The 22,979-nt window shown below is 60.4% G+C and carries 23 protein-coding genes and 1 pseudogene; 15 read left to right on the forward strand and 9 right to left on the reverse strand.

From position 1 onward, the window contains the following. Positions 1 to 207: 207 nt before the first annotated feature. Genes AXW79_RS16285 through AXW79_RS16295 form a run of 3 tightly spaced genes read right to left on the reverse strand, consistent with a single transcriptional unit; the run spans position 208 to position 1,651 of the window. Complete coding sequence (locus AXW79_RS16285; RefSeq protein ID WP_005316605.1) at positions 208 to 600, reverse strand: DoxX family protein; 393 nt, start codon at positions 598 to 600, stop codon at positions 208 to 210. 40 nt (positions 601 to 640) lie between these two features. After that, positions 641 to 1,327: a pirin family protein gene (locus AXW79_RS16290; RefSeq protein ID WP_005316607.1), complete on the reverse strand. Its 687-nt coding sequence runs from the start codon at positions 1,325 to 1,327 to the stop codon at positions 641 to 643. Between the two features lie 30 nt (positions 1,328 to 1,357). Next, the gene (locus AXW79_RS16295; RefSeq protein ID WP_005316610.1) at positions 1,358 to 1,651 is read right to left on the reverse strand and encodes a hypothetical protein; all 294 of its coding nucleotides are present in this window, start codon (positions 1,649 to 1,651) and stop codon (positions 1,358 to 1,360) included. Between the two features lie 257 nt (positions 1,652 to 1,908). Between AXW79_RS16295 and AXW79_RS16300 the strand changes: the two are divergent. After that, positions 1,909 to 2,809 (forward strand): annotated as a pseudogene (locus tag AXW79_RS16300) (LysR family transcriptional regulator). Positions 2,810 to 3,247: 438 nt separating this feature from the next. Beyond that, positions 3,248 to 4,012, forward strand: a complete 765-nt coding sequence (locus AXW79_RS16305) for a helix-turn-helix domain-containing protein (RefSeq protein ID WP_005316617.1) — start codon at positions 3,248 to 3,250, stop codon at positions 4,010 to 4,012. A 142-nt stretch (positions 4,013 to 4,154) separates the two neighbouring features. Here AXW79_RS16305 and AXW79_RS16310 read toward each other — a convergent pair whose 3' ends face one another. Next, positions 4,155 to 4,919, reverse strand: a complete 765-nt coding sequence (locus tag AXW79_RS16310; RefSeq protein WP_005316620.1) for a UTRA domain-containing protein — start codon at positions 4,917 to 4,919, stop codon at positions 4,155 to 4,157. 232 nt (positions 4,920 to 5,151) lie between these two features. Here AXW79_RS16310 and AXW79_RS16315 point away from each other — a divergent pair, with 232 nt between their 5' ends. The 6 genes from AXW79_RS16315 to AXW79_RS16340 all read left to right on the forward strand — a co-directional run bounded on the left by AXW79_RS16315 (position 5,152) and on the right by AXW79_RS16340 (position 10,465). Continuing rightward, positions 5,152 to 6,198, forward strand: a complete 1,047-nt coding sequence (locus AXW79_RS16315; RefSeq protein WP_005316623.1) for an ABC transporter substrate-binding protein — start codon at positions 5,152 to 5,154, stop codon at positions 6,196 to 6,198. Positions 6,199 to 6,207: 9 nt separating this feature from the next. After that, complete coding sequence (locus tag AXW79_RS16320; RefSeq protein ID WP_005316627.1) at positions 6,208 to 7,041, forward strand: alkaline phosphatase family protein; 834 nt, start codon at positions 6,208 to 6,210, stop codon at positions 7,039 to 7,041. Continuing rightward, entirely contained in the window at positions 7,041 to 7,937 is an 897-nt protein-coding gene (locus tag AXW79_RS16325) for an ABC transporter permease (RefSeq protein WP_005316629.1), read from the forward strand. Before AXW79_RS16320 ends, AXW79_RS16325 begins: the two co-directional genes overlap by 1 nt. Continuing rightward, on the forward strand, positions 7,930 to 8,706 hold the full coding sequence (locus tag AXW79_RS16330) for an ABC transporter permease (RefSeq protein WP_005316632.1): 777 nt from the start codon (positions 7,930 to 7,932) through the stop codon (positions 8,704 to 8,706). The genes AXW79_RS16325 and AXW79_RS16330 overlap by 8 nt, the downstream gene beginning before the upstream one ends. Positions 8,707 to 8,712: 6 nt before the next feature. Beyond that, on the forward strand, positions 8,713 to 9,720 hold the full coding sequence (locus AXW79_RS16335) for an ABC transporter ATP-binding protein (protein WP_005316635.1): 1,008 nt from the start codon (positions 8,713 to 8,715) through the stop codon (positions 9,718 to 9,720). Between the two features lie 85 nt (positions 9,721 to 9,805). Beyond that, positions 9,806 to 10,465, forward strand: coding sequence for an HAD family hydrolase (locus AXW79_RS16340; RefSeq protein ID WP_005316638.1), 660 nt, complete (start codon positions 9,806 to 9,808; stop codon positions 10,463 to 10,465). A 38-nt stretch (positions 10,466 to 10,503) separates the two neighbouring features. On the opposite strand, the gene AXW79_RS16345 is transcribed toward AXW79_RS16340, so the two are convergent. Continuing rightward, on the reverse strand, positions 10,504 to 12,114 hold the full coding sequence (locus tag AXW79_RS16345; RefSeq protein ID WP_005316639.1) for a sensor domain-containing diguanylate cyclase: 1,611 nt from the start codon (positions 12,112 to 12,114) through the stop codon (positions 10,504 to 10,506). A 109-nt stretch (positions 12,115 to 12,223) separates the two neighbouring features. Here AXW79_RS16345 and AXW79_RS16350 point away from each other — a divergent pair, with 109 nt between their 5' ends. Together AXW79_RS16350 and AXW79_RS16355 are read left to right on the forward strand one after the other, a co-directional pair. Beyond that, positions 12,224 to 12,664, forward strand: coding sequence for a DUF2214 family protein (locus tag AXW79_RS16350; RefSeq protein ID WP_005316642.1), 441 nt, complete (start codon positions 12,224 to 12,226; stop codon positions 12,662 to 12,664). Between the two features lie 146 nt (positions 12,665 to 12,810). Next, positions 12,811 to 13,710 (forward strand): DMT family transporter, encoded by a 900-nt coding sequence (locus AXW79_RS16355; RefSeq protein ID WP_005316644.1) that lies wholly within the window; start codon positions 12,811 to 12,813, stop codon positions 13,708 to 13,710. 125 nt (positions 13,711 to 13,835) lie between these two features. On the opposite strand, the gene AXW79_RS16360 is transcribed toward AXW79_RS16355, so the two are convergent. Both AXW79_RS16360 and AXW79_RS16365 read right to left on the reverse strand, forming a co-directional pair. Beyond that, entirely contained in the window at positions 13,836 to 14,696 is an 861-nt protein-coding gene (locus AXW79_RS16360; RefSeq protein ID WP_005316647.1) for an AraC family transcriptional regulator, read from the reverse strand. Next, positions 14,693 to 15,178: a GNAT family N-acetyltransferase gene (locus AXW79_RS16365; RefSeq protein WP_005316650.1), complete on the reverse strand. Its 486-nt coding sequence runs from the start codon at positions 15,176 to 15,178 to the stop codon at positions 14,693 to 14,695. Before AXW79_RS16365 ends, AXW79_RS16360 begins: the two co-directional genes overlap by 4 nt. Before the next feature lie 161 nt (positions 15,179 to 15,339). On the opposite strand from AXW79_RS16365, the gene AXW79_RS16370 reads away from it, so the two are divergent. Then, on the forward strand, positions 15,340 to 16,788 hold the full coding sequence (locus AXW79_RS16370) for a catalase (RefSeq protein WP_005316653.1): 1,449 nt from the start codon (positions 15,340 to 15,342) through the stop codon (positions 16,786 to 16,788). Between the two features lie 345 nt (positions 16,789 to 17,133). Here AXW79_RS16370 and AXW79_RS16375 read toward each other — a convergent pair whose 3' ends face one another. Further along, a complete protein-coding gene (locus AXW79_RS16375; protein ID WP_005316654.1) occupies positions 17,134 to 17,460 on the reverse strand; it encodes a YnjH family protein in 327 nt (108 codons plus the stop codon). A 215-nt stretch (positions 17,461 to 17,675) separates the two neighbouring features. Here AXW79_RS16375 and AXW79_RS16380 point away from each other — a divergent pair, with 215 nt between their 5' ends. Together AXW79_RS16380 and AXW79_RS16385 are read left to right on the forward strand one after the other, a co-directional pair. Further along, positions 17,676 to 18,884: a hypothetical protein gene (locus AXW79_RS16380; RefSeq protein ID WP_005316655.1), complete on the forward strand. Its 1,209-nt coding sequence runs from the start codon at positions 17,676 to 17,678 to the stop codon at positions 18,882 to 18,884. A gap of 145 nt (positions 18,885 to 19,029) precedes the next feature. After that, entirely contained in the window at positions 19,030 to 19,803 is a 774-nt protein-coding gene (locus AXW79_RS16385) for a substrate-binding periplasmic protein (protein WP_005316656.1), read from the forward strand. A 53-nt stretch (positions 19,804 to 19,856) separates the two neighbouring features. Here the strand turns inward: AXW79_RS16385 and AXW79_RS16390 are convergent, their stop codons facing one another. Beyond that, positions 19,857 to 20,237 carry a hypothetical protein gene (locus AXW79_RS16390; RefSeq protein WP_005316659.1) on the reverse strand — a complete coding sequence of 127 codons (381 nt, stop codon included), beginning with the start codon at positions 20,235 to 20,237 and terminating at the stop codon, positions 19,857 to 19,859. 195 nt (positions 20,238 to 20,432) lie between these two features. Between AXW79_RS16390 and AXW79_RS16395 the strand changes: the two genes are divergently transcribed. Both AXW79_RS16395 and ydiK read left to right on the forward strand, forming a co-directional pair. Then, the gene (locus tag AXW79_RS16395; protein ID WP_011899201.1) at positions 20,433 to 21,812 is read left to right on the forward strand and encodes a bifunctional NUDIX hydrolase/phosphatase PAP2 family protein; all 1,380 of its coding nucleotides are present in this window, start codon (positions 20,433 to 20,435) and stop codon (positions 21,810 to 21,812) included. Then, a complete protein-coding gene (gene ydiK, locus AXW79_RS16400) occupies positions 21,809 to 22,897 on the forward strand; it encodes an AI-2E family transporter YdiK (RefSeq protein ID WP_005316664.1) in 1,089 nt (362 codons plus the stop codon). Before AXW79_RS16395 ends, ydiK begins: the two co-directional genes overlap by 4 nt. The last annotated feature ends 82 nt before the right edge of the window (positions 22,898 to 22,979 follow it).

Genomic DNA, 22,979 nt, shown 5'->3' on the forward strand with positions numbered 1-22,979 from the left:
GGGGGTGAGCACGGAAAAAGATGAGCGATTCCCGTCACTTCACACGAAATGAGATTGTCAGGGATCGAGGGGGAAGATGCAAAAGGCGCTTGTTGCCGCAGATCACGTCGCCATCATGCGAAGTGGAAAAGGGTCAATGGCGGGCATAAAAAAGCCGGTGCAGTTGCACCGGCTAAAAGGCGTTGGAAAACTTGAACCTTCAGGGTATTACCAGTTCTTGCCGAGGCGGGCATCCAGACTGAAGGCCCCTGCACCGGCCGCCGCCAGGGCCAGGAAACCACCGGCCACCGAGACGTTCTTCATAAACATCAACATCTGCATCTGATCCGCAGGCTGATAGTGGAAAATAAAGGCGGCCATCAGGGTAAAACCGGCCAGCAATACGGCGATGCTGCGGGTAAACAGGCCCAAGACCACCGCCAGACCACCACCCAGCTCAAGCAAAATTACCAGCGGCAACATGAACCCGGGCACGCCCATGGCTTCCATATAACCCTGAGTACCGGCATAACCGCCGATCTTGCTCCAGCCTGCCATCACAAACATCAGCGCCAGCAGTACACGACCCACCAGCAGTGCCATATCTTTCATCTTGTCCATTTCAAATTCCTCGTTTTACGTCAAATCACCGCTGACTGCTTCAGGGTAGGTCAAATAACAGGGCTTGGCTGGCACTCGTTGCCACCAGATCCCATTTGGGTTCATCACGACTGAGTACCCCGTCGCCGGGTCGGGCAGCCAGACCGTTGGCGGTCAGCTCCCCTGAAATCATCTGCAGGTAACCGTGTCGGCCAGCCAGCGCCCAGGTGAGACTCTCACCGGGTTCGAGCTGCAACTGCCATACGCGGGCCTGCTGGCGGATCCTGAAGGATCCTGCTTCGCCATCCGGTGATGCGACCAGCGTCAATCCCGGGTTTGCTTCAATCTTCTTCTGCTGATAACCGGGGGCCGTGCCGTGTTCGTTCGGCTCGATCCAGATTTGCAACAGGGAGAGCGGCTCCGTCTGCGAGGGGTTGTACTCGCTGTGCCGGATGCCGGACCCTGCGCTCATCAGCTGGAAATCCCTTGCCGGTATCTGCTCGGCGTGGCCGAGACTGTCCTTGTGCTCTATGGTGCCGCTCAGCACGCAGGTCAGAATTTCCATGTTGGCGTGAGGATGAGTGGCGAAGCCGCCACCAGGTGACACCAGATCCTGGTTGATGACCCGCAGCACCGAGTGTCCCATCCAGTCCGGGTCATAGTAGTGCCCGAACGAAAAACTGTGGCGCGCATCCAGCCAGCCGAAGTTGGCCTTGCCGCGCGCTTCTGCGGCTCTCAATTGCATCATGGTGTGCTCCTCACGTACCAAATAGGTCGATTAACGTTGGCGGCCGTCACCCAGGCTGACGGTCAGGTTGCCCTGAGTGCGGCTTGGTATCTTCACCTGCTGAGCGCCCATCAGATTGGCGTGGACAGAGGCAACCAGATCACCGGACTCATCGCGCACTTCCAGCATGGGGTTGGCCTTGCCATCCATCGCAGCGGTTGCATGCCAGTTTACAAACAGCACGCCCGGTGCGGCATTGAGGTCGGCAGGAACAGAAGCCTGTGCAAAACCTGCGGTCATCAGGCCTGCAACGGCCAACATCTTGATTACGTTTTTCATGTTCATTTACTCTCTTGGTATTTGTGTCATTGCCTAGGCCGGTTTGGCCAGAATCAATGCATCCGTGCAAGAGGTTATTCAAATAGTGTGTTGTTCTTTCACCGAAGTCAGACATCCTGATTTACGATGTCACAGCCCGGAACTACCTTTTATTTGGCCGCTCGGCCTTCCTGCCTAAGCGTTGATTGAATATTAAAGTGACTTGGCCTAAGTTGTTAGCGAGATAAACTGGCAAACATGTTCAAAAAAATTGAAGGTATGAAATGGCCAAGGAATCGAACAAGGAACGGGCGCTGACCCTGGAGGCGATCCGGGTGCTGGACGCCATCGATCGCGGCCGCCGCCGACGAGCTGGGCAAGGTCCCCTCGGCGCTGAGCTACACGGTACAGAAGCTGGAAGACGAGCTGGACGCCATGCTGTTTGATCGCAGCGGCCACAGAACCAAGTTCACCCCGGCCGGCCGCATGCTGCTGGAGCGGGGCAGGGTACTGCTGGAGGCGGCCGAACATCTGGTGGGCGAAACCCGGGCGCTGGCCCGGGGCTGGGAAACCGACATCACCATAGCCGTTGATGCCCTGGTGCCGGTACAGGCGCTCTATCCCCTGGTTGAAAGACTGGCCGAGCTGACGGATACCCGATTGAGGTTTCGCGCCGAAGTGCTGGCGGGCAGCTGGGAGTGTCTGGAAGATGGCCGCGCAGACCTGCTCATCTCCTCTCTCAACCCTGACATCATGATGACCGGCATCAAGCATCAGGCGCTGCAGGAAGAGGTGATGCTCTATGTCGCCCACCCGGATCATCCGCTGCATCGGGAGCCCGAGCCCCTGGCGGACGAGACGCTGCGCCGCTACCGCGCCATAGCGGTAGCCGACTCTGCACTGCGCAAACCCGTGCTCACCTATCGCCTGCTGGACAAGCAGCCACGCCTCACCGTCAGCACAATGACAGAGAAGCGTGATGCCCTGCTGGCGGGGATCGGCGTCGGCACCATGCCACTGAGCTGGATAGAAGAGGACATCAAGGCCGGTCGGCTCAAGGTGATCAGCCCCGAATATCGTCACCAGATCCAGGTCGTGCTGGCCTGGCGCCGCGATACCATGGGCAAGGCCAAGAGCTGGCTGGTGCGGGAGATCCCCAAACTGTTTCCCTGCAAGGGAGAGTAAGAGGGGGAACACTCAGCATGACAAACGGAGGCGGCGCTCGCCTCTGCTTGACGGCGGGCTCAAATTCGGGGAAAAGAAAAAAAGCGGACCTCTTGCGAGTTCCGCTCAATGCCAGGAAAGAATAAAAACCTTGCGGTTTAAAAAACCCTTAAATTGGAAGCAAACAATCGTTTTCTTAACCAGGAAGGTCTTGAATCCGATTCGTTTTGAATTATGCGCGATGTTTTATGCATCACCAGTAAAATGTTGAACGGTTGAAGGATATGCACCGCTGAGTATCACTATCTGCAACCTTCATCGCTAACTGGTCTGGCCATTTCAATCGTTTTCAACGGGTTTATTTCCTCTGGTTTTTTTAAGTGTCAATATCTGAGCCCATAACCAAAAAAGAACTCAGTTTCTGACACAACATAAAGATGCAGATAAAGGAATAGTTGCATGACCTATAGCCAGACCCTGGCCAACCACATTCTCGACACCCTGAAGAAGACCCTGACCGACAAGGGGATCCGCTATCAGACCCTGGCAGAAGCCATGGGCGTCTCCATCGCCACCGTCAAACGCATGATGAACAAGCCCTCCCTGCCGTTCGATACCCTGCTGGAAATCTGCCACCTGGTGGGACTCTCGTTCGAGGAGCTGCTGGACCGTACCCAGGATGCCCAGAGCCGCCGGGCCGTCTTCACCCAGGAGCAGGACGAGGCGTTTCACAAGGAGCCGGGGCTTTATGCCTTTCTCGCCAACATCTTCTGGCGCGACAAGACCCTGATCGATCTCAAGCGGGAGTACAGCCTGACCGATGCCTCCTGCTACCTCTACCTGCGCAAACTGGAGAAGCTCGGCATCTTGCAGCTCGGCATCGACAACAGCTACCACTTCCTCATCAGCGAGCGCATCAGCTTCGAGCAGCACAGTCGCTTCGCCCGCCAGCAGGCGCGCCAGGCCATGTCGGTGCTGGGGGACTATCTGGTGGAGAACATGCACAAGTCCAACAACTATATGGCGCTGTGCCAGCTTCATCTGGACGAGAGCGAGGCCATGGCGCTGATCGAGCGAATGAAGGAGTACTGGCATCAGGAGCTCAAGCTCAACCGCCCCGCCATCGGCCAGCGGGAGGGCAGCAAGACCTATACAATGTCGCTGCAGCTGGCGGACTGCGGTTATCAGAGCTTCGACGATCTGATCCCCAATATCGACAATTGATCCCGGCGGATCCTGCGGGATCCGTCTGATTTGATCAGCTTGATAGCGGCAATTCAGACCCTCTTGCTGCCATCGGATGCAGCGCCCGGGTGTCCAGATGAATGCGTATGGCCACTGTGCCCGTCCGTGCTCTGGCGCCCCTTTAGTCTGTGAGTTGAACTGTCTGCGATCTGCCTGCGACCGGCTGCAACACCCGCGTATCCAGACAGATACGTATGGCATCCGGCCGCCAGTGTTCAATATCGCAATCCACCAGTCCCCCTCTCTCGTCATAGTTGACCCGCACCAGCCGCAGCACAGGGCTCCCTTCCGCCAGATTGAGGGAGCGGGCTATGGTGCCCCGCGCCGCCGAGGGGGTGATCTCGAGGCTGGCCCCGCCCTGGCCTATGCCATAGCGCTGCAGGTAAAGCTCGGTGAGGGAGCTGGCCAGCGGCGCGCTGGCGATATCGGGAAAACGACTGGCCAGCAGATGGTGGCTGACGTGGAGCACGGGACGATCGTCGATCAGGCGCAAGCGGCGGATCTCGTAAAGCGGCGTGAAGGGATCCAGCCCCATCCAGTGACACAACTCGCTGCTGGCCAGGGCGCTGCCGTGGGCCAACACCCGGGTCTCGGCGATACGCTGCTGCTCGCCGATCCATTGGTGGAAATGGGTATGGATGGCGGGATCATAGGTGAGTCTGGGCGGTGCCACGAACCAGCCGCGCCGCTCAGCCCGGTAGATAAGGCCATCCGCTTCGAGGCTGGAGAGCGCCTCCTTGATGGTGATGCGGGTGGTGGCGAAGCGCTCGCTCAAGGCCCGTTCGGCGGGCAGCTGCTGCCCCGCCGCCAGCTGGCCGCTGCCGATATAGCGGCGCAGGGTCTGGCAAATCTGTTCACACTTGGAGGGGCTCCGGCCTGCGGCCATACCCTGCTCGCTCAATCGCAACTCAGTCACTGTCACATCCCTTGGTCATTCAGGTTTGTTCACCGCTGGAGTAGACCAGCGTCTATTGGCCCTGAGTTGTAACCCGTCTGGATGACAGTGCCGTGACAGCCCAATTGTCATCAAACTGCCATCAAAACGCCCCGCCACCGTCATATTCCCCCTCTAGCATCCCTCTCGAACCTTAACTGACCTAGTCCAGAGGGATGGGATGATGAAAAGCGTGATCGCAAGTGCACTGGCCCTGGTGGCCATCAGCCAACCACTTTTTGCCGCCGAAAATATCGCGGATCTTGAGAAGGCCGCCCGCGGCGAAGGCCAGCTCCACAGCATCGGCATGCCCGACAGCTGGGCCAACTGGAAGGACACCTGGCAGCAGTTGGGCAATATCTACGGCATCAAGCATCAGGATACCGACATGAGCTCGGCCCAGGAGATCGCCAAGTTTGCCGCCGAGAAGGTCAATGCCACCGCCGACATAGGTGACGTGGGCGGTGCCTTCGGTCCGGTCGCGGTCAAGCAGGGGGTTACCCAGCCTTACAAACCCTCCACCTGGGCAGACATTCCAAACTGGGCCAAGGATGCGGACGGTCACTGGATGCTGGCCTATACCGGCACCATCGCCTTCCTGATCAACAAGGACCTGGTCAAGGCCGCCCCCACCAGCTGGCAATCCCTGCTCGGCGGTGACTACAAGGTGACCCTGGGTGATGTGGGCGTCGCTTCCCAGGCCAACAACGGCGTGCTGGCGGCAGCCTATGCCACCGGCGGCAGCGAGAAGAACCTCAAACCTGCGCTGGAGCTGTTCGGCCAGCTGGCCAAACAGGGGCGCCTCTCCCTGAATGACCCTTCCATCGCCAATATCGAGAAGGGTGAAGTAGAAGTGGGTGTGCTGTGGGACTTCAACGCACTGAACTACCGCGACAAGATAGACCCCAAGAAGTTTGATGTGGTTATCCCGAGCGACGGCTCCGTCATCGCCGGCTACACCACCATCATCAACAAGTGGGCCAAGAACCCCAACGCCGCCAAGCTGGCGCGGGAATACATCCTCTCAGACGCAGGTCAAATCAACCTGGCCCGTGGCTACGCCCGTCCCATCCGCAGCAATGTGGTATTGCCGGATGACGTGAAAGCCAAGCTGTTGCCTGCCGAGCAGTATGCCAATGCCAAACCGGTGCAGGATCATGCAGCCTGGGAGCAGAGCTCCAAGGCCCTGCCGCGCCAGTGGCAGGAAACCGTCATGATCAACATGCAGTAAGGGAATCCCGTGCAACACAAGGTGATAGTGGTACTTGTGGATGGCCTGTCTGCCGAGGTAGCCCACACAATGGGCTACCTCACAGGCATGGTGGAGGCACAGCGCGGCTTGTATACGACCCTGAGCTGTGCCCTGCCCTCCCTCTCCCGGCCGCTCTACGAGTGCATCCTGACCGGCATACCGCCAGTGGCCAGCGGCATCACCCACAACGGTGTCAGTCGCTTGAGCCAGCATGAATCCATCTTCCATCTCGCCCGAGCCGGCGGCAAACGCACGGCAGCAGCCGCCTATTACTGGGTGAGCGAACTTTACAACCACAGCCCCTGGCTGGCGCTGCGGGATCGCTATACCCATGACGAACAGCTGCCTATCCAGCACGGCTGCTTCTACTGGGATGACAGCTACCCCGACAGCCATCTGCTGATGGATGGCGAGTGGCTCAGAACCCAGCATGACCCCGATTTTCTGCTGATCCACCCCATGGGAGTGGACGACGCGGGCCACCAGTTTGGTCTCGACTCGTGCCAGTACCGCAACCAGGCGCGCCGCATGGACAGCCTGCTGGCCGATCTGCTGCCCCAGTGGCTGGGGGAAGGCTACCAGGTACTGGTGACCTCGGATCACGGCATGAACAACGACTTGAGCCACGGCGGCACCTTGCCCGAGGAGCGCACTGTGCCGCTCTGGCTGTTTGGCGATGCCTTTGTGGCTCAGTGGCCTGCCGGACCTGCCTTGCAACAAACCCAGCTCTGCGGCCTGATGGCCGACTTGCTTGGCGTTGCCCATGACAAGCCTAGCGGCCTGCCGCTGCTCAAGGCTGCCTGCCTGCGCGAGGTGCACTGATGATCTCTGCCGCCACAAGGATCCTGCCGGATCAAGTAGTGATCCCGCGTCAAGCCCGTCGCCACTGGCTGCCTGCGCTGGTACTGCTGCCGTTTTTCCTCTTGATGATACTGTTCCAGCTCGCCCCCATGGTGTGGGTACTGGTGGGCAGCTTTCAAACCCCGGATGGCTGGGGCCTGGATCATTACCGGGAGATCCTGAGCTCCCCCTTCTACCTGCAATCCTTCACCAATTCGCTGCGCATCGCCGGTATCGCCAGCCTGGCAGGGCTTGCCATCGGCACCCTGGGGGCAGCGGCACTGCGCCAGAGCGGTGAGCGGGTCAAGCGAGCCCTGCTGGCGTTTGTCACCATGACCAGCAACTTCAGCGGTGTGCCGCTGGCGTTCGCCTTCATCATCATTCTCGGCATCAACGGCGCCATCACACTGCTGCTCAAATCCTGGGGCTGGATCGACGGTTTCAACCTCTACTCAGGGGCTGGTCTCATCCTCATCTACACCTATTTCCAGATCCCCCTCGCCCTGCTGCTGCTCTACCCGGCGTTCGATGCACTGCAGGATGACTGGCCCCAGGCCGCCGCCCTGCTGGGGGCCAGCAAGAGGCAGTATGTGTGGCACGTGGCGCTGCCGGTGCTGACGCCGGCACTGCTCGGTACTCTCATCATACTGTTTGCCAATGCGGTAGGAGCCTATGCCTCGGCCTATGCCCTCACCACGGGCAACTTCAACCTGGTGACCATACGGGTGGCCAGTCTGGTCTCCGGCGACATCTTCCTCGAACCCAATCTGGCGGCGGCGCTGGCGGTGATCCTGATGGTGCTGCTGGGCGTGGTGACGGCGGCAAATCAATGGCTGCTCAAGCGCAGCTACCATGCGAAGGGAAATTCCCATGAGTGAACTCCAACCAAGCTGGCCGCGCTGGGTGCTGAGCATCCTGGTGGCAACTCTGCTGCTGCCACTGCTGGCGACCCTGCTCTACTCCCTCTCCACCCGCTGGGGGGCGACTCTGCTGCCGGACGGCTTCACGCTGGAGTGGTATCTGCAACTGTGGGGGGACCCGCGCTTCCTGGCTGCCTTCGGCCGCAGCCTGTTTGTCTGTTTCGCCACCCTGCTGCTGGGCACGCTGGTGCTGGTCCCGACCGTGCTGGTGGTGGCCTACTACTTCCCCAAGCTGGATCCCTGGATGAACCTGCTGATCCTGCTCCCCTTTGCAGTGCCGCCCGTGGTCTCCTCGGTGGGGTTGCTGCAGATCTACGCCGACGGCCCGCTGCCGATTATCGGCACGCCCTGGATCCTGGTGGGCACCTGGTTCACAGTGGTGCTCCCCTTCATGTATCGGGCCATGGCCAACAGCTTGCAGGGCGTGCCGCTCAGAGATCTGATGGATGCCGCCCACCTGCTGGGGGCGAGCAGTACACGCGCCTTCGCCCTGGTGGTGCTGCCAAATCTGCGCAAGGGGCTGCTGGCGGCGCTGTTTCTCTCCCTCTCCTTCCTGCTTGGTGAGTTCGTGTTTGCCAACATGCTGGTGGGCACCCGTTACGAAACCCTGCAGGTCTATCTCTACAACATGCGCGCCACCTCGGGCCACTTCACCAGCGCGCTGGTGATGAGCTACTTCCTGCTGACCCTGCTGCTCACCTGGGCGGCGAACAGATTCCATCGGTGATCCCATATGTTCCATCTAGAAGTAAGCCAACTGCACAAATCCTACGGCGAGACCAAGGTCTTCGAAGGGATCGAATTCGGCATCCGCAAGGGGGAGTTGGTGACCCTGCTCGGCCCCTCCGGCTGCGGCAAATCCACCCTGCTGCGGGCGCTGGCCGGGCTGACGCCGGTCGATGGCGGTCAGGTACGGGTGGCCGGTGAGGACATCACCTGGCAGGCGCCCCAGAAGCGTGGCATCGGCATGGTGTTCCAGAGCTATGCCCTGTTCCCCAACATGACGGTGTGGGACAACGTGGCCTTCGGCCTCAAAATGAAGCCCCAGCCGGGACGGGAGCTGGCCGCCAGCGTGCAGGAGGCCCTCAGCCTGGTGGAGCTGGATGGCTTCGAGCGCCGCTATCCGGGCGAGCTCTCCGGCGGCCAGCGCCAGCGGGTCGCCCTCGCCCGGGCCCTGGTGGTACGGCCGCGGATCCTGCTGTTGGATGAACCCCTCTCTGCGCTGGATGCCCGCATCCGCCGCAGCCTGCGATTGCAGATCCGCGAGATCCAGCAGCGGCTCGAGCTCACCACCATCTTCGTCACCCACGATCAGGAAGAGGCGCTGACCATGTCGGATCGGGTATTCCTGATGAACAAGGGATCCATCGTCCAGAGCGGCACGCCGGAAGAGATCTACACCCGTCCCGCCAGCGAGTTTGTGGCGAGCTTTATCGGCCACTACAACCTGCTGGCCCCCGAGCAGGCCAAGTCACTGTTCGGTCCTCGTTTTCGCGGCACCCTGGCGCTACGACCCGAGTCCATCACCCTGCTGCCAGCGGGTGCGCAGAGCCTCGATCCCTGCCTGCCCGGCGTCATTCGCCAGCAGCAGTTGCTCGGCAACATCATCCGCTATCAGGTGGAGTGCGAAGCGGGGCTCTTGACGGTGGATACCCTCAATCGCTCGGCCCGTGACCTGTTGCCGGTGGGCACGGCCGTCACCCTGGCGGTGGCCCGGGATCAGCTGTGTGAGGTAGCATAAGCGATGGATTACTCCCCATTTATATCGGCGAGCGGCCAACATGCCGCCCGTCAATCATCACAGTTATGGATAGCTAGGAGCAGGCATGGCGCTGGCACTGTTTGATTTGGACGAGACCCTGATTGCCGGGGATTCCGCCAGCCTCTGGCTGGAGTACATGGTGGCTCAGGAGCTGGCCCCGGCGGGCATGATCGCCGAGGAGCAGGCCATGATGTCCCTCTACCATCAGGGCAAGATGGATATGCAGGAGTACATGGCGTTCACCCTGCAACCCCTGGTGGGCAAATCACGCCAGTGGCTCGGCCAGCAGTGCCACCACTTCGCCGAGCAGGTGTTGCGGGAGCGGATCTACCCCCAAGGACTGGCACGCATCGAGTGGCATCGTCAGCGTGGCGACACGCTGGTGCTGATCTCGGCCTCTGGCGAGCATCTGGTGGCGCCCATGGCGCAGATGCTGGGGATGGATCACTGCGTCGCCATACTGCTGGATGAAGAGGAGGGTCGGCTGACCGGCCAGACCCGCGGCACACTGAGTTTTCAGGAGGGCAAGGTAGTACGCATCAACCAGCTGTTTGCCACAGACGCAGCCCCCTGGCAGGAGAGCTTTGGGTACAGCGATTCCCACAACGATCTGCCGCTGCTGAAGGCCGTGGCCCACCCCCATGCGGTCAATCCGGCCCCCGGCCTGCGGCAAGTCGCCGCCGAACACGACTGGCCCACCCTCGACTGGCAACTCGCCTGCTGAATGACTGGCAACTGGCCTGCTGAATGAAGAAGAGGCCCTCAGGCCTCTTCGTTGCTCAACACGCTGTCGTTGGGCGGGATCCCCTTCTCGGCGACAGTTTCGTGCAGGCTGCCCAGATAGATGCGGTTCTTGCCATCGCGCTTGGCGTGATAGACCTCGGCGTCGGCCACCGCCAACAAGGTCTTGCCATGCGCTATCTCGCCGCTGGCCACCAGCCCGCCACTGAAGGTGATCTTGAGGCCGGGTTCACGCCAATCCAGTGACTCCACCCCCTTGCGAAACTGCTCCAGCAACATCTGGCAGAAGTGGATATCCGGATTCGCCATCAGCACCACCAGCTCTTCCCCGCCGTAACGGCAGACCCAACCGTGGTCCCCCAGCAGTTGCATACCCAGCTGTGCCACCCGCTTGAGCACTACATCCCCGGTCTGGTGGCCATAGGTGTCGTTGACCAGCTTGAAGTTATCGAGATCGAGCATGGCCAGACAGAAGGGCTGGCGCTCAATCAGCAGGCGATTCAAACGCTCGTCGAAGAAACGACGGTTGTAGAGACCGGTCAGCTTGTCCAGATTGGCCTGCTGGCGGGCCTCGTGATAATCCTTGCCCGCCTCGGCCAGCTCGGCATAGACATGCTTGAGCTCCTGCATTCCCCCCTGGGGCACATCGTCGGGTTGGGTCCGGCTGGCCCGGATCATGGAGGAAATCTCATTGAGCATGCGGCGAAAATAGCGGGACCACACCAGCGCCAGCATCACATAGAGCACGCAGGCCAGCGCCACCATCAGCAATACGTTGAGAGAGACCCTGTCGACCACCGCCTGAACACTGGCCGCGGGTTGCACGCTGATGAGCACCCAGTTCCGCTCCGGCAACTTGCTGTAAGCCACAAACAGCTGGGAATCCTTGTCCAGAAAGATGCCGTCCTCCCGATTGAAACGGGAAAGCCATTGAGGATGGTCCATGGGCTTGAGCAACCGGGCGGGATCCGGGTGTACCAGCACCTTGCCTGACTGGTTGACGATCATCTGGTAACCATTGTCAGCCTGCCGGTTCAGCTGGGCCGAGAAAGGCGCCAGAATGGCATCGACCGCAAAGACCCCCTGCACCTTGCCACTCTGGTCAGTCAGGGCCCGTGCCAGCGCTATGACCAGATTGCCATTGATGTAGTCGTAGTAGGGCTCGGTCCAGACCATTTCGCCCACATGCTGGCTGGCCAGCTGATACCAGGGCCGAACCCTGGGATCGAACTGGGCATCTGCCTGCCATTCGGGGTAGATCAGCATCTGGCGCTCGGCCGTGCCGACATAGATGTAGATCAGGTCAGCCATGACTCCCTTGTAAAGCTGCCAGGCCTTCAGGTAGGACTCTGTGTTGTGCAGGCGGGGGCCGCTGATATCGTCCACCTTCACCTGGTCATAGATCAGCGTAAACTGTCGTTCCATCTCGTGGAGATAGGGCTCGATAAAGACGTGGCGCAGCTGGTGATTGGTGGCGAGCAGACGCTGCTGCAACTCGTTTTGCAGGCTGCGTTCCATGTGCAGATAGTAGATGCCGCCCAGCATCAAAACGGGAATGAACAGCAGCAGTAAACCCAGCCGCATTCTGGCAACCAGAGACCAGGTTTTTTTGGAGACGACACGCTTGCCCAAACAGGACTCCTGCTACCACCAGACATGATGTAATGTCAGAATATCAGCCCGACCCGATGGCGTCCAAAAGGAAGCTCACTATGTTATTAATCAGAAGGATCTGTCACGGATGCTGAACCCGGACCTGCTGATGGCGCTGCACTATTGCGCCGTGATCACCCTGACAGGGGCGATCACTTCCGAGTATTTCCTGTTCCGGCGCGGCATGTCCATCGAGCAGGTACGCAAGCTGTTGCTGGCCGACGGTCTGGCAGCACTGGCCCTGCTACTCATCTTCATCACGGGTGTCTTGCAAGTGCTCGCTCACCCGGACCAACCCGCAATACTGCTTGCCAACCCCGGCTATCGCACCAAGCTGCTGCTGTTTTTCCTGATGGCCATCAGTTTCGGCTACCCCAGCCGCCTCTTCTATCGCTGGCGCCGCTCCCTGCGTCATGGCCGGGCCCCCATGGTCTCCATCCAGCAGCAGTTCTGGGTGATCTGGATCCTGCGCGGCAATCTGTTGCTGCTCGCCCTGATCCCTCTGCTGGCCAGCCTTGCGAATAGCTGATGCGATACGGCTCCTGCGTAGTCGTTCTCTCTTCACATAAGCCAGCCCTGGCGAGCCAAACTCGCGAGCCGCTAAAGACAAATCCCCCCGCAGACGGTTATCTTGGTGGCTGGCGCCGTGAGCCACTTTCTCAGGGATGAATCCGTATGCGTTCGAACATGATGTTATTGATGGCCGCCGCCATCTGGGGGCTGGGCTTCGTCGCCCAGCGCCTGGGGATGGATCACATGGGGCCTTACACCTTCAATGGCCTGCGCTTCCTGCTCGGCGCCGCCTCCCTGCTGCCACTGCTGTGGTGGCTCAAGTCTCGCCAGCCCTCGGGTCAGTCCGAAGATCGTCGCCTGCTGCTGACCGGGGGCCTGCTCGCCGGAGCCGTGCTGTTCAGTGCCGCCTCCCTGCAACAGGTGGGGCTGCTCTATACCACGGCTGCCAAAGCGGGTTTCATAACGGGTCTCTACATCATACTGGTGCCGGTGATCGGGCTGGCCCTGCGTCACAAGACAGGGACCAATACCTGGGTCGGCGCCCTCATCGCCATGGCGGGGCTCTATTACCTCAGCGTGACCGAGGACTTCACCATAGGCTATGGCGATCTGCTGCAAGTCGCGGGCGCCCTGTTCTGGGCCATTCACCTGCTGGTACTGGATCACTATTCGAGTCGGGTCGCGCCGATCCGGTTGGCGAGTGTGCAGTTCCTGGTCTGTGGCCTGCTCAGTCTCGCCGTCGCCTTCACCATAGAGATGCCGACTATCAGCGGTGCCGTGGCAGGGTGGCAGGCGCTGCTTTACGCCGGTCTGGTGTCGGTCGGGGTCGGCTACACATTGCAGGTGGTGGGTCAGCGCGGAGCCCATCCTGCCCACGCAGCCATCATCCTCAGTCTGGAGACGGTATTCGCCGCCATCGGCGGTGTGCTGCTGCTTGGCGAAATCCTCGATGAGCGGGCTATCGTCGGCTGCGCCCTTATGCTGGCAGGCATGCTCATCTCTCAGGTGCGCCTGCGCTGGTGGTGGAAATCGCGCAAGGATCGCCTGCCGAAGCAGGGCTAACGGCGCGGCGCGAGCGGCATGGCACAGAACGAAGTCAAAAAGAGGAGCCATATCGGCTCCTCTTTTTGTTGCACTCGTTGTTGCACCCACAATATTGCGTTTTGCTGTACTCGGCCCCTGTCCCTTCAGCGTTGAACGCTGGAGCAGAAGCTGACGTCGTCACGCAAGGGGTCATTGCTCACGCTGTGGTATAGCTCGAAACAGGGCCCGTCACCGAACGCCAACCCGGCGGCGACTATATCGCCCACATGCTCCTGCCAACGCGGCCCGTACTGACTGCGGTCCGTGATGAGGTAGCGGGACTGGGCGTAGCGACCGGCGGGAATAAGCTGGATCTCGACCTCCCCTGCCCCGACCGTGCCTGCCGGCACTGTCACACCTATGTCGGTGCGGCACTGGGCCGGCGGCGTGACTTCCGGGTTGTCGTGGTAGATGAAAATCCACTCCCCCTGCGCCAGACCCCGCGCACTCGCCCACTGGTGCAGTTGACCACAGACAGGGTCATACCCTTCGCCATAGGGGCCGGTGACGCGAATATAGGCCAGGGTGCGGGCATCCATCTCGATAGTTTTCATGGTGTTGCTCCTTGCTGATGAGTGGTCTTCAGCATAAGGGAGCAGCCGGTCACTGGCGTGTCCATCCTTGCTCAACAGGTGTCCATTCTTGCTCTTGTCCCGGCGAAACGCCCCCGGCGTACAGCCGTAGTGACGCCGAAATGCCTTGGCAAACGCCTGGGAGCTGGCCAACCCGGCGCCCAGCGCTATGGTAGTGACGCTGGCGTTCGTGTAACAGAGCTGCCAGGCAGCCCGCTGCATGCGCAGGCGCCGACACATCTCCCCCGGCGCCTCGCCCGCCACTGCGGTGAACACCCGGTGAAAATGATAGAGGGAGAGGCAGGCCCGATCCACCAGCGCCTCGATGGAGAGATCCGGATCCTGCTCCAGCGCTCGCAGTACTGGGATGAGTCTGCGACGGTAGTCGATCACGGGCGGATCCTGGCCATGTAGAGCGTATCCACATACTCGCCCTGGCGAAACGCATAACCGCGAGCCAGCCCCTCCTGTTCGAACCCGAACTTGCGATAGAGCGCCAGCGCAGCATCGTTGTCGCTGTAGACGGTAAGCTCGATGCGCCGCAGATTGAGCCAGTTGTCGGCCATTTCCAGCACGGCTCCCAGCAGGGCCGAACCTATGCCCTTTCCTGCCCAGTCATCTCGCACACCCATACCGATACAGGCCACATGCTTGCGCCTGGGATTGGGCTCCATATGCAATGAGATCTGGCCCACCAGCAGACCATCCACCTCCGCTACCAGCGCCACCACACCGCTGTTTTCCAGCCGCTGCTGCCAGACCCCCAACGCTGGATAAGGCAGTTGCAGAGTACCGGCCTGAGCATGAGGCATGGCATAGAGATCCCGCAAAGCGGGGGCATCGGTGGGTTCGGCATGACGGACGGAAATCTGCATATAGGGCTCCTTTGGCTGACTTTCATCATGCCCCATCACCAGTGCCGGGTCATCCCCCCACAATACCCATTTGCGATACCTATCAAAGGGCTAGGAAAGGCCCATTGGCCCATGAGGAGCGGGATCCGTAGGCTGACCCCTATCAACAAGGAGAGACATTCATGACTGACAATACACTGCACAGTGCCAACGGCGCCCCAGTCGTCGACAACAACAACAGCCTTACTGCCGGTCCCCGCGGCCCCGTGCTGATGCAAGATATCTGGTTGATGGAGAAACTCGCCCACTTCGACCGCGAGCGCATTCCCGAGCGGGTGGTTCACGCCAAAGGCTCGGGCGCCTACGGCACCTTTACCGTGACCCACGACATCAGCGCGTTCAGCAAGGCCGACCTGTTCAACGCCATCGGCAAGCAGACCCCGGTCTTCCTGCGCTTCTCCACCGTAGCCGGTGAGAAGGGGGCTGCCGATGCCGAGCGGGACGTACGCGGCTTCGCCCTCAAGTTCTACACAGAGCAGGGCAACTGGGATCTGGTGGGCAACAACACCCCGGTCTTTTTCATCCGCGAACCGCTGAAATTCCCCGATTTCATCCACACCCAGAAGCGGGATCCGCGCACCAACCTGCGCAGTGCCACCGCCGCCTGGGACTTCTGGTCACGCCATCCCGAATCCCTGCATCAGGTCACCATACTGTTCAGCGATCGCGGCATTCCCAAGAGTCTGCGGGAGATGAACGGCTACGGCAGCCACACCTTCAGCTTTATCAACGACGCCAACGAACGCTTCTGGGTCAAATTCCACTTCAAGACCGAGCAGGGTCACAGCTTCTACACAGATGAAGAGGCGGCCAATGTCGTCGGTCAGGATAGAGAGACCAGCCAGACCGATCTGTTCAATGCCATTGAGCGGGGCGACTTCCCGCGCTGGAAGGTCTATGTGCAGGTGATGCCGGAGGCCGATGCCCAGAGCTACCGGATCCACCCGTTCGACCTCACCAAGGTGTGGCCGCACAGCGACTATCCGCTAATCCCGGTAGGCGTGCTGGAGCTCAACCAGAACCCGGACAACTACTTCGCCCACGTGGAGCAGGCTGCGTTCACCCCAGCCAACGTGGTGCCCGGCATCGGCTTCTCGCCGGATCGCATGCTGCAGGGACGGCTCTTCTCCTACGGCGACACCCAGCGCTATCGCCTCGGGGTCAACCACGGCCTGCTGCCGGTCAACGCCCCGCGCTGCCCATTCCGCCACGGTGCCCATCGTGATGGCGCCATGCGCAGCGACAGCAATGGCGGCGCCAGTCCCAACTATCAGCCGAACCGCTTTGGCACCCAGCAGCCGAGCGAGCAGCACGAACCGGCCTTGAGTCTGGAAGGGGCTGCCCTGCACTACGACTTCCGTGACTACGACAGCGATTACTACAGCCAGCCGGGCAAGCTGTTCCGCATCATGGATGAGGGGCAGCGCTCGCGCCTCGCCGCCAATATGGCACGTTCCCTCATCAACGTGGAGGATGACGCCATCGTCGTCGCCCAGCTCCGGCATCTTGAGCAGGCCGACCCCGAGTACGCCAAGCGGGTGGAGCTGGCACTGGCTGCGCTGCAACGCTAAGCGACCAGGATGCAATAAAAGAACGGGGGCCGGCGGGCCCCCTTCTTTCAACCCCAGTACACGGGATAAATTCTGAGCCCACGGCACGTCGAGTCTTGCAGCAGAAACGGCAATAAAAAAACGGAGCCCCAGGCTCCGTTTTCAATGCTATATCAATCCCGAACGGAACGCGCTTCGCGCTCTGCCCGTTCCCGTACCAACAGGCGTTTATACCACCAGTTACTGCGACGACGTTGAGTATTGGAAGAGCGACGAGCCATTTCTTAGGTCCCAGCCAAGAGAAGGAAAGAGCCGCATTATGCGATAGAGATCACGTCCATGTCTTTAGCTGGATCAAGAAAAGCCTCACTGGCCCAGGCTAATTGTCTCCCTATCCGACGGTGCCCTGGTCACAGGCGTCACCTGAGGCGGCAAACGCCAGGCCAGTGGGCCATTGGTCTCCTGCTCGTTTTGCGGGCCACACTCCAGCCAGCGATTCCCCTGTTGAATTCGGGCACCCAGCGAATATTTCTGATCCTGATACCAGCAAATCCGTTCCGGCAGAGATCCCAACGGCAACACCCACTCGGTCCCGACCTCTGCCCGCGTCACCTTGACCGGTTCGGCTGCCACGCCGCTCGTCCCCAACATGGCCAGCAACAGGCAAGTCGTCCCACCCTTGATTCGATTCATGACATCACTCCTTGCACGATACCAGTATCGGGCGACCATAACAGGCGCAAACTTGATTAATAAGCCCAGCGCTGGCTGGCATTCCCGACCCAGTATGATAGCCTGCCAGCGCCTGCCCGTGCCCGTCAAAACCGGCGCAGGAAAAACCCGGTAGATTTGTCAGCCATCGACAAATATAACCTTATTTATCAAATCGTTATTTGGATATTATCCCAATGCGTATCATGCCGTTGCTCCAGGCGGCCTGCCTGAGCCTGATGTTATCCGCCTGCGTTGCCCCCCTGTTGATGATGAGCCCGACCAGCCAGCTGATGTGGGCGCTGCTCAAACCCCTGGTGGGCTTCGATCCCAACGAAGCCAATCTGTTCGAACAACCCATCATCAAGGATCGGATGACCAGTATTCTGGGCCCCAACTACGACAGCACCATGCAACTGCTCAAGACAGCCAACGAGCTGCAGCAGGAAGGCCCGCTGTTCTACGTGGTCTCCCGCTATGCCCCCATGCCGGATGTAGCCAAGCAGGCTGGCATGGTGTGGAACTCACAAACCAACCAGATGTCCGTCATGCTGCTCAAGGGGGATGGAACTCCTCAGGTATTTGGCGAAAATCTGGCGGCAGCGACACCGAGCTGGCCAACCGAGATGCAGGGCTGGCAGGCTCAAGCCAAACCGGCTGCGACCGCGCTATCCAGTGCCAACACTGCTCTGACCGATACCAACAAGGTACTGACAGGGGCCGCAGCGACCACCTCTGTACTCGGCAATGTGCTGGGTTCAATACAGCAAGGCGCCAGCAAGACCATGGCGGATACCACCAAGCAGGTGGTGGACAGTGCTACCGCGTCGGCGCAGCAGCAAGCCAACAAGGCCGTCGCCGATACCACCAAACAAGTCGTCAGCAGCGCCACCGCCACAGCGCAGCAGCAAGCCAACAAGGCCGTCGCCGAATCCACCAAGCAGGTGGTCAGCAGCACTACCACCACGGCGCAGCAGCAGGCCAACAAGGCCGTCGCCGAACCCGCCAAACAAGCCGTCAGCAGCGCTACCACCTCGGCGCAACAGCAGGCCACTAAAGCCGTCGCCGAACCCGCCAAACAAGCCGTCAGCAGCGCCACCGCCTCGGCGCAGCAGCAGGCCAACAAGGCCGTGGCCGAACCCGCCAAGCAAGCCATCAGCAGCGCCACCACCTCGGCGCAACAGCAGGCCAACAAGGCCGTGGCCGAACCCGCCGAGCAAGCCGTCAGCAGCGCCACCGCCTCGGCGCAGCAGCAGGCCACTAAAGCCGTCGCCGAATCCACCAAGCAGGCTGTGAGCAGCAGCAAGGCCACCCTTGATGCGGCAGCCAAGGCCGACGCGGCTCGGCGACAGAGCGAACAGGCGCGCGCAGCCGCCGAAGCAGAGATGGAAGCGCTGCTCAAATAATCCCGACAGGCCATCATACGATGGCCTGTTTTCCCTCCCTCTCTTCCGAATTGTGCTGCGAATCACCCCCTAGCAGCAGAAACCATGAACTTCTCGACATAGCCCCCTAAACTGGAAAAGATAATTTTTCGCAAGGAGTGCCGTCATGTCACGTCTGCTCAGCCTCATCATTTGCTGCTGTCTCGGAGCAGCACTGCCCGCCTCCGCATTCACCTACTATTCCGAGCAGAACATGCCGTTCAACGGCCAGGATGAACAGGGCAACAGCACAGGGTTGGCGGTCGAACTGCTGAGGCTGATGTGGCAGGAGATGGGGGAACCGGAGCAACCCATTCACTTCATGCCCTGGGCCAAGGCCTGGTACCTGCTGACCCAGCAACCGGATGCAGTGTTGTTCACCACGGCACATACGCTGGCGCGGGATCCTCACTTCCTCTGGGTTTGTCCCATCAGCCACTCCCGGGTCTCCTTGGTGGGCCGCAAACGGGATGCCCCCAACGTCAGCAACAAGGCCGACCTGACCAAATTGCAGATTGGTGTCATGCAGGCCGATGTAGGGGAACAACTGCTGCTCAATCGGGGCATCAGCCCCGCCAACCTGATGTCGGTGGAGCGGATGGATCAGGTGGTACGCCAGCTCATCATGGCCCGCACCGATCTGGTGGCGGGCAACGAGGTGATGCTGTTTCATCAAGCCAAACAGCTGGGTTTTCCACCTGATACCTTCGTCACCGTCGCGACCCTGGCAGAGCAGGACAACTGCTTCGCGTTCAATCCGGCGGCCGACAAGCAGCAGGTCGCTCGCCTGCAACAGGCGCTGGACAAGGTCAGACAGGGGGAGGCGTTCAAGCGGCTGATCGCCCGCTATCAGGATGTGGTGCAATCCCCGCCAGCGGATCACCTGCCCCTGATTGAATGAAGACAGATGCAAACAGGCCACCCGAAGGTGGCCTGTTTCATTGCAACGCACTGTTACTGGAAGTGGCTGTCGTGTTCGGACTTCTTGGCCTGGGTGCTTTCGCTGTGCTCGATGGCGGTGCGGATGAGATCCACCCCGGCCCGGATGATCAGCACCCCCATGTTGACCAGCTTGACGCAGACCCACATGAAGGTGATGAGCAGGATCAGCTTGAGCACAGTCTGGAATGCTTCCAGGAAGTTCTGTTCGAGCTGGCCGGTCAGGCCGCTGGCACTGGTCATCAGCCAGGTGTAGACCTCACGCACGAACGGGATTCGGCTCGGCATCTCCAGCACATCCAGTGCGGCAGGCAAGGCCTGAAAGATAACGATGCTGCCAAACAGTATCAGGATGACACCGATTGCAATGCCCAGAAAAAAACCAAACTGTTTCATGGAAGGTCCCAAGGTTTGCTGCATGAAAATAACATAGCTGCCAATACTAGGGACTGCCTCACCCCACGGCAATCCTTCCTCGCCTTGCTGCCGGGTGCCAATCCCGCCATTAGCTGGCATCCAGACAGGAAATCATTGCCCAACTATCTGATTTCTGTGACCCTTGTGCTCATCCACACCCACAGTTCAGGCGCCATGTTTCGCTACTGTTTTTTACTGCTTTGTGCCCTGCTGCTGGTGCAACCAGCCTCAGCCGATCCCACCGCCGCCGTCTGCGTGGTCAAGCATCAGCAACAACTGCTGCTGGTGCAGGACAGAGTCTCCTCCCGCTACAGCCTGGCCGGGGGCTACATAGATGCAGGCGAGACCCCGCAACAAGCCGCGCAGCGCGAGCTGTTTGAAGAGACCGGGTTGCGAAGCCGGATCAGTGGTGAATTGGGACAATGGCAGGGAGCTGTCCTGTTCGCCTGCCAGGCCCTGCAACCCATCAGGGTACAAGCAGGCTCGGGTTTCGTCTCACTGTTGCAGGCCCCCAACCTCGGCGGGGAAATACTCAATGCCAGGCTGATCGATCCGTCACAGTTGCCACATGCACAACGCCGCTTCCCGGCGCAGCTCGACTGGTTGGCGCCCAGATTGGCCGACATTCCCGACAGCCCTGTGTTGTGGCAGCACGACTTCAGTACCGACGGCAACGAGTTGCACCGGGCAGAGCTCCCGCTGATCCGGCAGTTGCAGAGCTGGCTCGGTACTGACGTGCTCTGGCTTGATGCCAGCAATCTGTTTGGTTCAGCCGCGTTTCAGCTTGCCCTGTTACCTTTGCTGCTGCCGCTGCTGGGCTGGCCTCGCCTGCGTCAGCTGTTGCTGGCCATGCTGACCCTTGCCCTGATGGTGCTCGTGGTCAAGGAGGGTATCGGCTGGCCTAGGCCCTTCCACCTCGATCCTGCACTGGCACAACAGAGTGCACAGGGCTTTGGCATGCCAAGCGGCCATGCTGCCTCGGCGCTGCTGTTCTGGGGCGTGCTGCTCAGGCTGTGCTGGCCGGCCAATCCCTGGCGCAGCGCAGCGTTGGCACTCTTGCTGGCTGCCACGACAGGGTTGGCCCGGGTCTGGCTCGGCGTTCATTTCTTCTCGGACGTGGCGGCAGGACTGCTGCTGGGCGCGCTGATGCTGGCAATTCACGCCGGATTATCCGGTATTTCAGCAAAGCTACCGAGCTGGAGCTGTCTGACCTTTGCCTGCGCACTGGCCGCCTGGTGGAGCCAATCCTCTGCCCTGGCTGGTCTTGCCATGTTCAGCCTGGGTCTGATGCTCGGCATGCTGCTACCCTTGGCGCGCGCACGGACACAATACTTGCGAATGCTGACGGTTACCCTGCTCGGTGGCCTGCCCCTCGGGGCGCTGCTGTGGTCGCTGCAAGGCTGGCTGACCAGCTCAGGACTCACTCTTCTGGGCCAGTGGCTACTCTATTGTTGCCTGGGGCTCTGGTTGAGCGCCGGCCTCTGGTGGATACTCTCACTCATGAACTCTGACCCGTTACCCAGGGGCTCCGGCTCCGACAAGGGATTGTTATGAATATGAAAAAAGTGGATTTAGCCAAGATCACGCTGGGGGTGCTGTTTCTCAGCATTCTCATCATCTCGTGCTTCATGGTGCTGCGCCCCTTCCTGCCTGCGCTGGTGTGGGCCACCATGATCACCATAGCCACCTGGCCACTGATGCGGATGGTACAGCGCCTGCTGTGGGGCAAGCGCATGCTGGCAGCCCTCTTCATGACGCTGGTACTGCTGCTGATGTTTGTTATTCCGCTGTTCATGGCACTGGCCAATGTGGCGGAGCAAGCCCCCATGCTGATCGAGCTGGGCACCACCATCAGCCACTCACCGCCCCCCGAGCTGCTCTGGCTGCAACAGATCCCTCTGGTGGGCACCAAGCTGTATGAGTTCTGGCAGCAGATCCTGGCGAGCGGCGGCCAGGTACTGTTTACCAAGCTGGCCCCCTACTTCGGTCAGACAGCCCGCTGGCTCGCCTCCCAGGCAGGCAATCTGGGCTTGCTGTTCGTGCACTTCCTGCTGACAGTCGGGATCTGCGGCGTGCTATATCACTCGGGTGAGATGGTGGCGACCGGCATTCGCCGCTTCGCCCACCGCCTTGCTGGCGAGCGCGGTGACAATGCCACAGTGCTCGCCTCCCAGGCGATCCGCGCCGTGGCCATGGGCGTCGTGGTGACCGCTCTGGTGCAATCATCCGTGGCCGGTATCGGCCTGCTGATTGCAGGCATCCCCTACACCATGGTGCTGGTGGTGGTGATGTTCCTGCTGATCGTGGCCCAGATCGGCCCCTTCCCTGTATTGCTGGCCTGTATCGGTTATCTCTACTGGAGCGGTGACACCACCTGGGGCACCTTCCTGCTGGTATGGTCACTGTTTGCGGGCACCATGGACAACATACTGCGTCCATTCCTCATCAAACGAGGGGCGGATTTGCCGCTCATCCTGATACTGGTGGGGGTTATCGGCGGCTTGCTGACCATGGGAATTATCGGTCTCTTCATCGGCCCGGTCGTGCTGGCGGTGGGTTACACCCTGCTGGATGCCTGGGTGAGAGAAGATGAACAAGCCGCAGCAGAGCCGCTGCTTGCCCCGCCAAAGGCGGAGTGAAGGTTTGGCAATAATTAGCTGATACAAAGAGCCGCCCATCGGGCGGCTCTTCTGTTTCCAATGACCTGAATGGCATTACCCA

Source organism: Aeromonas salmonicida subsp. salmonicida, from assembly GCF_001643305.1.
Taxonomy (GTDB): Bacteria; Pseudomonadota; Gammaproteobacteria; order Enterobacterales; family Aeromonadaceae; genus Aeromonas; species Aeromonas salmonicida.